The organism is Pandoraea sp. SD6-2, assembly GCF_000389825.1.
GTDB classification, from domain to species: Bacteria; Pseudomonadota; Gammaproteobacteria; order Burkholderiales; family Burkholderiaceae; genus Pandoraea; species Pandoraea communis.
In genome coordinates this window covers 216,617-227,679 of the sequence record NZ_KB944439.1, presented here as the reverse complement: position 1 = coordinate 227,679, position 11,063 = coordinate 216,617, and the positions used below count along the sequence as shown (strand labels likewise).

The 11,063-nt window shown below is 61.3% G+C and carries 14 protein-coding genes; 1 reads left to right on the top strand and 13 read right to left on the bottom strand.

Annotation, left to right across the window (positions count from 1 at the left end):
* The 11 genes from C266_RS12235 to C266_RS12185 form a co-directional block, all read right to left on the bottom strand.
* Window positions 1–452: glycoside hydrolase family 104 protein (locus tag C266_RS12235; RefSeq protein ID WP_010806573.1), on the bottom strand; the 452-nt coding region annotated here is incomplete at its 3' end.
* Between the two features lie 23 nt (window positions 453–475).
* A complete protein-coding gene (locus C266_RS12230; RefSeq protein WP_010806572.1) occupies window positions 476–973 on the bottom strand; it encodes a DUF4376 domain-containing protein in 498 nt (165 codons plus the stop codon).
* 12 nt (window positions 974–985) lie between these two features.
* Window positions 986–2,647, bottom strand: a complete 1,662-nt coding sequence (locus C266_RS26180; protein WP_144265804.1) for a hypothetical protein — start codon at window positions 2,645–2,647, stop codon at window positions 986–988.
* The gene (locus C266_RS12220) at window positions 2,616–3,287 is read right to left on the bottom strand and encodes a hypothetical protein (RefSeq protein ID WP_010806570.1); all 672 of its coding nucleotides are present in this window, start codon (window positions 3,285–3,287) and stop codon (window positions 2,616–2,618) included. Before C266_RS12220 ends, C266_RS26180 begins: the two co-directional genes overlap by 32 nt.
* A complete protein-coding gene (locus C266_RS12215) occupies window positions 3,287–4,411 on the bottom strand; it encodes a baseplate J/gp47 family protein (protein ID WP_010806569.1) in 1,125 nt (374 codons plus the stop codon). Before C266_RS12215 ends, C266_RS12220 begins: the two co-directional genes overlap by 1 nt.
* Complete coding sequence (locus C266_RS12210; RefSeq protein WP_010806568.1) at window positions 4,408–4,809, bottom strand: hypothetical protein; 402 nt, start codon at window positions 4,807–4,809, stop codon at window positions 4,408–4,410. The genes C266_RS12215 and C266_RS12210 overlap by 4 nt, the downstream gene beginning before the upstream one ends.
* Before the next feature lie 7 nt (window positions 4,810–4,816).
* The gene (locus C266_RS12205) at window positions 4,817–5,692 is read right to left on the bottom strand and encodes a hypothetical protein (RefSeq protein ID WP_010806567.1); all 876 of its coding nucleotides are present in this window, start codon (window positions 5,690–5,692) and stop codon (window positions 4,817–4,819) included.
* 2 nt (window positions 5,693–5,694) lie between these two features.
* Window positions 5,695–6,210, bottom strand: coding sequence for a phage baseplate assembly protein V (locus tag C266_RS12200; RefSeq protein ID WP_010806566.1), 516 nt, complete (start codon window positions 6,208–6,210; stop codon window positions 5,695–5,697).
* The gene (locus tag C266_RS12195) at window positions 6,207–7,337 is read right to left on the bottom strand and encodes a hypothetical protein (protein ID WP_010806565.1); all 1,131 of its coding nucleotides are present in this window, start codon (window positions 7,335–7,337) and stop codon (window positions 6,207–6,209) included. The genes C266_RS12200 and C266_RS12195 overlap by 4 nt, the downstream gene beginning before the upstream one ends.
* Window positions 7,330–8,289, bottom strand: coding sequence for a hypothetical protein (locus C266_RS12190; protein WP_010806564.1), 960 nt, complete (start codon window positions 8,287–8,289; stop codon window positions 7,330–7,332). The genes C266_RS12195 and C266_RS12190 overlap by 8 nt, the downstream gene beginning before the upstream one ends.
* The gene (locus C266_RS12185) at window positions 8,286–10,211 is read right to left on the bottom strand and encodes a hypothetical protein (RefSeq protein WP_010806563.1); all 1,926 of its coding nucleotides are present in this window, start codon (window positions 10,209–10,211) and stop codon (window positions 8,286–8,288) included. Before C266_RS12185 ends, C266_RS12190 begins: the two co-directional genes overlap by 4 nt.
* Between C266_RS12185 and C266_RS12180 the strand changes: the two genes are divergently transcribed.
* Window positions 10,210–10,434, top strand: coding sequence for a hypothetical protein (locus C266_RS12180; protein WP_010806562.1), 225 nt, complete (start codon window positions 10,210–10,212; stop codon window positions 10,432–10,434). The two genes, C266_RS12185 and C266_RS12180, sit on opposite strands and share 2 nt — an antisense overlap.
* Here C266_RS12180 and C266_RS12175 read toward each other — a convergent pair.
* Window positions 10,422–10,910, bottom strand: coding sequence for a bacteriophage-like protein (locus C266_RS12175; protein WP_010806561.1), 489 nt, complete (start codon window positions 10,908–10,910; stop codon window positions 10,422–10,424). The genes C266_RS12180 and C266_RS12175 overlap by 13 nt on opposite strands.
* The gene (locus tag C266_RS28265; protein WP_256380703.1) at window positions 10,907–11,035 is read right to left on the bottom strand and encodes a hypothetical protein; all 129 of its coding nucleotides are present in this window, start codon (window positions 11,033–11,035) and stop codon (window positions 10,907–10,909) included. The genes C266_RS12175 and C266_RS28265 overlap by 4 nt, the downstream gene beginning before the upstream one ends.
* Window positions 11,036–11,063 lie beyond the last annotated feature (28 nt).

Here is an 11,063-nt window from a genome sequence, read left to right as displayed (position 1 = left end):
GGCAGGCTCGCCCATCGGCTTGCGCACTTCGTGATCGCGGCCGAGATGCGCCCGGCAGCGATGTCCGGCATCGCACCGCACTCGCGGATGAGACGAAGCGCAATCAAGTCCTGGCTTCGCGGCGAGAAGTCGGGAAGGCGCAATTGCAGGCGATACCCGTCGTAGATCCATGACAGGATCTGGTACCGCCCCGCCGCAGTCGACAGCAGCGGCTTTCCCGTCCTCGGGTCGATCTTGGGCCTCCCGTTCTTGTCGAGAAGCGTCACCTTGGTGCGCGGATGATCCTGGTAGTTGGTGAATAGCGTCGGTTTGGCCTGGCTGCCCCCGACAATGACGTTGTAGCCGTCATCGGAGTTAGCCATCGCCAGCCGACCCAGCTCGCTCACCGGAAGCATGTCCAGAAAGGCGAGCGCGTTCCTGCCGCCGGCTGTGGCAGCATCGATTCGTGGCATCTTGGAATCTCAGAGTTGGGGCATCAGCCCCAGGTGATGGCCTGAACGGCTTCGATCGTCGTGGCGGCCGCGATTTCTTCCTTCAGCGCGGCGCGCTTCGTGAACGCCGCGCTTCCTTGAGCGAGCATTGCGGCGTACAGCCCTTTCAGGTCGTCGAGCGTGAACGAGACCAGCGTGTTGTCTGCAGACTTCCATGTGAAGCCGCTCGGGACCGCGCCGACAACCCCATAACCGGTGACGGCCTTCAGCAGCACGCTCTGGCTGTCCAAGCCGGTCGATCCGCTGCAGTCGGCCTGATACGTTTTGGTCGCGCCAGCGGTGGTCGTGTAAGAGACGTCCATCTGTGCCGCCGCCGCGTAGGCCGAATCGATCACTGCGCTTTGCGACTTCCGCGCTTCGCTAAGTGTCGGCGCCGGAGGCCAAGGACTTGGCAGTTCGGCATAATAGGTTTCGCCAGAATTGCAGTCGGAGGCAGCGTCGACGGCACGGAACCCATTCGATTGGTTAATCGCGTAGCCCATTGTTGTTTCCCTTTAAATATTGTCGACCCATCCACAGCACAGAAGAACCCCATACGACGAATCATTGCTCGCGTAATAGATATTCGTACTTTCCAACGTAATCAAAGCCCGCGTAACAATCGGCGCGGGGCCATACGCAGAAATACAAATCACCATCGGAGGCGTCCCAATTGTCGAAGTCGCGTTTGAGTAAGAGCTATTAGGCGCGCAAATCGAATGACCGCTAGCCGATCCGGCTTTCATCACCAAATCGATTTCACTTGCGGTAGATGGCACGAAAGCCCCAGTGGCGATGGCTGAATAGGTGGGGGCATCCGGATTTCCCACGACTGCACTCGCGAGTGCGGGCAAATTCACCACGTTCGAACCGGCGGTAGCGTTGACGACGTACTGCGCTTTTCGTCCGTACTGCAGCGTCTGCAGCAAGTACTTATTTCCACTGGAATCGGTGCGAACAGCTCCGACACGGGCGCGATAGGCCGCCGTGTAGCCCGAAGGCGCCGTCGGCGCCGTGGCGCTCGGGTCCAACGTGCCGCAAACGGTCGTCCCGTTGTACCAAACCCAGACGTAGTACCAGGTGCTCGCCGCGAGCGCTCCCGTGCTCAGACTGTTAGGTTGCCCCACCGCGCCAGCAGCGTTGATCGTGACGTTCACGCCACGCACCGACGCATAAAGATTGCTGCCATTTTCGAGCACAAGCTCATCTACCGTCACCACAGCCGAACTGTTGTTGACGCCGAGCGCTGCGACCTTCAGATTCTTAAAAACGCCCTGCACTGCCGCGATCTGCCCAAGTTGCGCCGCGTGCTGCGGCTGGGTAGCTGGGGCCACGGAAAACAATTGCGCGGTGGATCCTGCAAGCGCCGCGTAGCGCGCGTCCCCCGTAGCTTGGCTGATCTTCTGAGTGAGCGTCTCGGACAAGATTGGCGCACCACTGTACTGCGTGATGTTTCCCGCCGTGATCGTCGTCTGGCCGTTCGCGACAGTGACAACCCACAACCCTGTCCACCCGCCATCCGGCGCCGGCGTCACCTGCGATCCAGTCGGCGCAGCGATACCCGCCTTCGTCTGAACCGCCACAATTCCCTTCCGAATCGTGTTGCTCGTCTGCCCACTGTTGTTAGGGCCTTGCCATGGCTGCGAGGGGTTCGACGAGTTGTAGAACTGCAGCACGACCGGCGTGGGGTTGCCGGTCGTCGGGTCGAGACTCACATCCAGATCCTGATACTGGACCTGAACCAGGTAGTTAATCGCCTGCCCCCCCGTCGGTGGTGGCGCACATGACACCAACACCGGATCAAGCGAAATCCCCTGTTTGACCACCAGGTGCGTGGTGTCGGCCGGCAACGTGCCATAAACCGACGCCTCAAGCGGTGCCAGCGCATACAATTCGCCCGCACCGATTGTCACCTGCAGCGTGGCTGGCGACGTTGGCGTGCACGCGAGCCCGTTCGCGATCGGTGCAGTGCCCAGTACGGCTGCGGAGAGCTTACCCAACGCCACCATGTTGTCCTGCGCGGGTTTGGTGAAAAACCACTCGTAGATGGACTGGCCGATTTGGGTGATGAGACGATTCAAGGATGGCCCCCGAAATGAAGAAGGGCCGCACATGGCGGCCCTGGTAAATGAAGGTGTGTCGGTCTTAGCGGATTGCGACCCACATGACAGTCCCAACGGGCTTTACCGCATCGACGGCGGCGTAAATGTCGGCATCGGTTGCCGAAGCGCGCGTATAGCTAGACGAGTTCGTGTACGAGGAAGCGAGCGGCGTATTCAATGCCGAGCGGCTCGGCGCCCTGCAGTACGCGGCACCAGCACTGCCACCGGCGGCCACCGGTCGAAACGCCGTGATCATGGCCGTGTAGGGAACTGCCATCGAGCCCATGCGCGCGACGCCGCAATAGCCTGCCGATGTGGGCGAATTAAGCGCGCCGATATCCATCGGCCGGTTTGGCTCGAAGATGACCGGCACCTGCCCGGTGACATCCTTGAGCACCTGCACCATCGCCGGCCGAGTGCCCTTCCCTCGCAACAGGTTGATGACAATCCGGATGCGGAACGAATCGTCAGATTGTCCCGGCGCGCGAAGCAGCGACGTCCCGAAGAAGTCCCACGCGATCATGTCGAGCCAGCCGTCGGTCGCTGTCACGATGCGCGTCTGCAACTTGGCGTAGGCCCAAAGCGAATGCGCGAAGCTCATCGCGTACGCGACGCCGTTCAGCAGCGCATCGAGAATGAGCGCAACACCGGGAAACCAGGTCGTCGGCAGCAGCGCGCGAAGGCGCTGAAACATATCTTGTTGATCACCAGTCATCAGGTCACCTGCACCGTGCCCGACTTGATCGTCTGCTGCGGGCTCGCGACCAAGTCGGACGTTCCACCGTTCAGTGTCACCCCGGTGACGTTCGTCACGCCATCAGACGCTGCGTACGCGGTTTGCGCTAAACGCGTGTAGCTCAGCGACACGCCAAGCCCCAATCCGTTGATGTAGTTTTGGATCGCCGTGGTCACAAGCGCGGCGGTGGCCGCGTGATCGTACCCAACGGCAGTAGCGACGATCATTGCCACATTGGCGGTCAGCGTATTGGGCTTGAACACCCCGTATGTCACGCTCAGCGGTCGAACACTCTCGATCGCATTCGCCGCGGAAGCAACCAGCGTGTCAGACGGGTTTCCAGTGCCGTCGTCGACGATCACGTAGAAGAAGCCCGGCTGCCACAGACCGCTTCGCTGGTAGTTCTCGGTGATCGACGCGCTCACGTTCTGCTGCAAGGACAGCACCGCATACAGCACGGCCGCCTTCGTCGCCTTCGACAGACTGTTGATGTAGGCGATGAAGCGCGTACGCAAAGCAGGGTCGGTTTCCGCGTCCGCACCGTTGATGAAAGCAACCGAGTTGCTAACCGTGTCGATGCCCGGCATTGCCTGCACGATGGTATTCACCGCTCCCGCGACTATGTTGCCGCCTGTTCCCGGTGTCTGCGCGAGCACAGGCACCGTGACCGACGAGGTACCCGGTGCCAGGACGTATGCGTTCTGCGTCGGATCGTAGGCACTGTTCGTCGCATCCAGCGTCACAGCGAACGTCTGCGTGCCGTCGCGCGTTTGCGCGAGCGCCCCAACTGCGACGGTAGTGCCCTGGGTCGGCGTGAAACGTGAGAACGTCACGAGGCCGCTCGCGGCGACCGCCGGGATTCTCGTCAGACCAAAATCGGCCATCCACGAGTCGAGGTCTGGCCCACTCGAAGTTGAGGCCCGGGTGATGACGAGCAACTGCAAGATGAGCGATTGCAGCCAAAGTGCCACCGAGGCCGTCGCTTCGACAACGGCACGCAGCGTCGAGCCGATCGTCAGATCAACGAGCGCGGTCGCGCCCCCCTGAATCGCGGTCACCTGCTCGCGCACCAGCGTCACGAAGTCTTTCGTGGAAATGGTCATTGATTCACGTTGAAGCTGAGTGTGGCTGGCTGGCCGGTCTGATTGTCGGTATAGCGGATCGATACGCTGACACCCTGCGGGATGGCCTGGACGGTGATGACAGGGGCCGGCTGACGGGCCACCGTCGCCTCACGCAGGATCTGCCCCCTGATCTTGGCGCGGATCCGGCCGATATCGATGGTGCGCCCGACCTCTCGCGGCAGGCCGGCACCGTAGTCCAGATGGAAGATGTAGTCGCCCGGCTCAGGCGGCACGCCGCCCACCGCAGGCCCGCGCGGGTTGGTCATCAGGCGCCGCAGGATACGTTGCTGTGTTTGATCGGCGCCCCCCACCATCAGCAAGTCACCGGAAGCCGAGACCGCCAGGTCCGAGCCCCAGATATGGTTCAAGTCCGGCATGGGTCCCTCAGAATGTGATGCACATCGCCGGAAAGCTGAATCCCAGCATCGAAAGCGTGCTGGTCACGAAATTCATGATCAGCGTCATCGGGTAGGCAACGAGCGACGAGTAGAGGACGTTGAGCCCCTCGTTGAACTCGTGTTCGAAGCTGCTCAGGTTGGGGATGAGCGGCTCGGGTAGCGCGGGCAACGCCGGGAAGGCCGGGACGAGAGCGCCCACTGATGCCAGAAGCGCATTCAGCGACACACTTCCCGACCTGATCAGCGCAGAAAGGTCAGGGAACCCCGGAAACGCGCCCATGATCTGCGCTGAGATGGCCTCGAACGACGGCAGCGTGGGAAGCGCAGGCATGCCCGGAAGCTTCAGCTTTCCGGTCACCTGATCGATCAGGCCGGACACCGTGCCCAACAACGTGTTCATGTAGCCTTTGATGGCCATCTTCACCGTGGTGACGATCTCGATCGACGGAATCGACAGTCCCTGAAAGATCGGTGTCTTCACGAAGGGGAAGATGCCACTTCCGTACTCGGCCAGCGCAGCCGCGACGCCGTCATAGATCGCCCCCGGTGACATCGCCAGCAGATCGATAAGGTTCAGCGCGGTACCGGGGATCTTCGGCAATATCGACGCCGGTGACAGCCCCAGAAACGAAGTCAACGGATTCAAGAAGCTGCTGAAGGTCGTGAGCATCTGGTATGACTGCAATTCCTGCACCAGTTGCACGATCTCGTCGTTGGTTCGCGAGAGCCCCGGGTAGATCGGGTTCCGCAAACTGGGCAGCGCGGGTACCGTGATCCCTTGCGGCGGGAAGGTCATCGATGCGCGGGCCGCCTCGTACAGCCCATTGAAATCAGGGATCGGCGTGGTTGCGCAGATTCGCATGGCTATGCACCGTTGATACTGACCATTGGCGCGTTGACAGAGACCTTCGTGTCACTGACAAGGGAAATGTCACCCGTCCCACGTACCGTGGTCTTACCCGTCACCGTGGCGTTCAAGTTTCCGACCGAGTTCACATCGATATCGCCGTTCGACACCAGCTTTATGAAACTTCCGCTCCGGTGCACCATCCAGTACTCGCCGGCCGGCACGCCAATCGCGTTGTCGACGTCATTGAAGAATCGCGCAACGATCTTCGGCGTCTCGGCGTTCCCGAGGATGAAATCCACCTGGACGGCGTCGCCGATGGAAGGGGCGAAGACAACACCCCACCCGGCGCCAACGGCCGCCGCCGCAAGCTGGATCCAGCCGGTTTCCGTCTCTTCCGGCTGCAACAGCACCTTTACCGCGTGCGCGTTGGGGTCATAACTGCTGATCGTTCCGTCGCGCGACTCAGACCGCGTCCCCGCGTTCAACTGAGCCAGGCCACGCATGGCATTCGCAAGCGCGTGCGGATTCATAGCGTCACCGTCGAGTCGGGTGCATGGTTCTTCGCGTTCAGTGACATGGCATAGCCGTCGGACATGCTCATGCGGCGCACGATGCTGTCGGGGATGTAGCGCTGATCCCACGCGGTCCCGGTCCCAGCCACCTCGACTATCACCTTGATGTCGAGGGCTGAATCGGCCGGCATACGGGGCACCGTTAGCTTCATCTCGTGCGCGACGAGTTCGGCGTAGATCGTCTGAGCCCGCTGCAGCGCTTGTTCCTGCGTGAGGCCGGGGATGGTGTAGCTGTAGATTTGCGCGCCGCCAAACGGCTTCGCTTTGCCCGCCTGCGTTGTCTTCGCCTTATTGGGGTACGACACCGTGAGCCCTTTTTTCTGTTTGGCATTCCACGTGCGCACAACGACCTGAATGCCGCGCGAGACGGTCAGCGAACGCGTGAACTTCATGTCGATCACGTTGGATGTCGGATACCCCCTCGACTCGTCGGGTGGCACCCACTGGATGACGTAAGGCGTCGCGTTCGGGTCCGTCTTGGGTTCGAAGTGCAGCTCGCGACCGGACACGTACACGACGAATCCCTCGAGATGCGCGAGGTAGGTTAGGACGTCCCACTCGCTGCGCTGGTCCGACATGTTGACGTGGTCGATCTCGTAGTACTTCCCGACCTTGGCCGTGGTGGGCGTAACCACCGGCGTCAGGCCATGGCGCTCGGCCAACTGGGTGGCGATTGCCGATGCGGTCAGATTCGGCCACTTCTCGGTCGTTTTTGCGTCGATGAAGGCGGACGTCAGGTCGCGCCCCACCAGTTCGAATGTGCCAGCAACTATGTCGAAATCGATATCGTCAACGCGACCGTACAGTTCACTGGTCAGATCCGTGAGGCTGCATCGCTCAGGATCTTCCACATATCCGCCGAACAACTCGACGAACATGTCTTCCTGCTCGGAAAACCAACGCTTGTCGCGGTCGGGCGGCAACTTGTCGGCTACGAACGTCACACGGAACGTGTCCGCCGAGTAGAAGCTGTTCGATTCGGCTTCCCAACTCACCCAGCCTGAAATCAGCGTGTCATTCAGCTTCACAGCACCGCGCGGCCACGTCGCCATCGGTCCCAATGGCACCGGGTTGAGGCTACGCATTGAATACGCCCCCCGTAGGAACGTTATACGGCGGGATCTTTACCGAGTTCACGCCCATGAGCGTCGGGTCTGTGATGCCGTTCGCCGCCGCGATTGTCGTCCACCCCATCGCATCGCCATACTCGTTGGCCGCCACCCGGTAGAGATTGCCGCCGCCGAGCGCCACGCTTTTCGTCCCGGCGTTGACGGTGCCGAGATTCTTTCCGAGCCGCCCCGCCACCGTATTGAGCTGCACAAGCACCGGCAACTGAGTGGCGGCGGTCACTTGGCGCGTCATACGCATGATGTTCTGCGACACTGGGTTATTCGGCAGGATGCCCCCCAGCGTGGTGACATTCAGCAGCGTGTTGTTCGCCGAGGCGATCAGCGTCTGTACCCGCGAGCGCACCGCGTTGAGCGGCTGCAACACGCCGTTGATCGTGCTCTGAGCTGCCTTCGCAGTGCTCGAAACGGCGCTGATCGCCGAATTCAAACCGCCGACGAGAGACGAGAGTGGCCCGTCACCGATCAGGTCACTAAGTCCGTTGATCGTCAGCATGTCATCGTTCACCAGGTCGTCGATGCCTGCGTCAGGCACGTCGCGTACCGCGCGCGTCAGATCCTCGACGACCTCGCAACTGATGCGGTACGGCAGTTGATACTGGCGCTCGAAGTCCGCGACGAACTCGCGAATGACGATGAGGTAGTACAGCTCGGACCAGATCAGCTCAAGTTCCTGCCCTGACTCCTTCAGCGTCTTCAGGTACAGCGCGCGCTCAAGTGCTGTCGAGCCGAAAAGCAGTCCCGACCACGCCAGCGGCATAGGGTCGTCCCCCATCGCCTGCACATGACGCACGCCGCCAACCATTTTGTGCACGACAAGCGCCTGCTGCCCGCCAAACGGAATCTGCTCGGGAACTTCGGTGCGCGTGAACGAGAAGTCGCCGAGCGTGAGAACGGTGTCAGGGGTCATTTTGCGTAGTTCATGCCAACAGGCGGAAGGCCGAGGCCAACGTCATACATGCCGGATCCGAGCGGACGAGATACCTCCCGAGCTTGGATGGCCGATGTGCTAGACGCGATCTCTCGGCGACCGCTCTCGGTCAGGAACAGCTTCGCTTGCAACGGGCGCTCCCCCTGATCTCGCGTCGCGACGTAACGGCTCTCGTACCGAGCCGGCACTGCCGTCGGCGCACTGGGTACACCTGGCGATGCCGGCGAAGTCGTTTCCTTGTCGTCGTCTCCGAACGGCAGCAGCGATTTCACCCATTTCCATTTGGAGACGATCCAATCGGCCACCGCACCGAGAGCCGCTTTTACGGTTTCCCACGCGGCCGTCAGCTTTGGCCCCACCTCATCCCAATTTCGCCAGAGCAGGTACGCCGCCGCCGCAATCGCCGTGATCACCAGCCCGACGGGGTTAAGTAACAGCGCGCGCCCAATGAAGAGCACCGCCCTGCCCAGCCAGAGAAGGCCGGTGCCGATCACGCCGAAGAACCGGCCAATCACCGGGCCGAGTCCGAGAAACTTGATGATGCCGGCCGTCATGAGTACTCGCCCGAGCACCGAGAGGCCAACCGCCAAGCCGACGAAGCCGAAAGCGATGGCCTTGGTCGCGCCGCCGTTGCGCTGCATCCATTGCGAGATGCCGTCGAGTGAGTCGGCGAACTTGATCATGTACGGAATCAGGCGCGGAAGTACCTCATAGCCAAGGCGTGCCTGCACGTTTTCCCACTGCTTGTGCATCGCGTCCGATGCGAGCTGCGGATTCGTCTTCAGCAGCTTCTGATACGTGTCGATGCTGTTGCCTTCGGACTCGACAAGCTTCCGGTCGCGCTCAAACTGGGCAGCCTTCTTAATGAGAGTCGAAACTCCGAATTCGGCGTTGCGATCGCCGAAGAGCATGGCAGTCGCGGTGTCGAAGCCGACATTCCGCGTTTTCATCAATTTTTCGATTGCCGGGCGGGCAATTGTGTTTGCCCACTCGAACGGGTTCGACAGGAACAATTCTGTCCCCATCACAGCGCCGGGCTTGATGTGACGATTTCCCGAACCACCCCGCCCGACCCCGTTCGCGTTGATCAGGCCTGCGTCCAGCCAGTTGCCGATCATCTTTTCCGGGATGCGGCCGCCGGCAACCGCCCGCCGCATGGTCTCAAGGATGGTGCCGGCTGACTGCGCACCACCACTCCCCGTCTTCACCTCTTGCATCAGGGTCGGCAGGTACTTGTAGACAAAATCGTCGTCCAGCCGCATGCCGGATGTCTTCGCCGTCTTGAGGGCCATGTGATAGTCGTGCACGTTCAACGTGCCACCGAACGCCATCATCGTCCGAGCCATCATGTCGGCGTTGCGCTGCATGGTTTCCATGCTCATCGCGCCGGTGTTGCGCAGCTCGATGGCCTTCACCATATCGAATGCCACGTGCTCTTGTGGCTTGCCGCTCAGCGCTTCCATGACCGCGCGCGTGCGCTGCACCGTCGGCAGGATGCCGTAGGCCTCGGGCATGTGTTCGGTGCCAAAGACCGAGCGCAGCTCGCGAATGGCTGCAAGGTTTTCCGCTGCGCTGCTTGTGAGGACGTCCTTCGAGGTCTTCCACGCGGCGCCGGTCGCTTCGGCGATGTCCTTTTGCGACATCCCTGACGCTCCCATAAGCGAAAGCTGTCGCGTATACTCCTTGGACACCTCAAGAGTTTTTCCAAGCGAGCCCAGCATGCCGTCGCCGATCTTCAGCGCCGCAAAGCCCGCGCCTGCAAGCTTCAGGGCGTTGAGTTGCTTCTCGAGTTGGACCGCTTGACCATGCGTCTTGAGGATGTCCTTGCCGAGCAACGCCAGCCCCTGCGTTGCCAGGTTGACCAGCCGCACGCGGATGCCAATCGAATAGGCTTCAAACATGGGAAAGTTTCTCTATCGGATGCATGAATGGGCGGCCGAACGATTCAGCTTCGTCCAGTACCCGAGGATCCGCCGAACAAAGGTCGAGCGGGTATCAGGCTCGTGGGCCGGGCCGCTGCTGAAGTGGCTCGTCTTCGTGATCCTGATGTGGTGGCTGTGGGCACCCGTAGTGCTGATCGTGGGGTTCTTCGTGCTCGCGAGCTTCGGCAGTCAGCCCTCGTAGGTCTTCGCCAACGCACCCGCCATTACATCGCCGCCCAGCAGGCCGCTGACCGCAGCCCCCGCGACGATTCTTTCGATTTCCTTCTTCGATTCGACCGCCGCAGGCCCGAGCACGGGGCGGGGCGGAATCTTGTCAGTCCCCAGTTCCTGCCAAACCATCCGGTCATCGGGTGAACCAATGATCGCTTCCAGATGGGAAACCTGGTGCCCGATCGAGTCTCGCAGGCTGCCAGTACGAAGCAGTGGGTCGTCCGGCGTGAACCCGCTGGCGACTCGGTCCGCTTTCGTCGCCTCAGCAAGCGGCGCCCACGCCGAGAACGGCCCGACGCTCGTCTGGTAATGCCCGAACTTCGTTTCCGCCCGCTTCTCGATGACGACCGCGACCTTCTTCAACCCGTGGTGCAGACTACGGTCGGTTGCCGCCGCCATCGTCCCAAGATGTGCTGCAAACGATGCCAGATCACCGAATTCCTTCATCTCGCCCCCGCCTTTTCGAACTCCATCGTCCGGAAGTTGAATACGTGCCCTTCCATCTCGCTGAAGATGATGGCCCAGCCCGCACGCGTGGCGTCGTTGACGCTGAATGCAACATCAAAGGGCACGCCATTCTTCACGAGCCAAAGCGCCTCG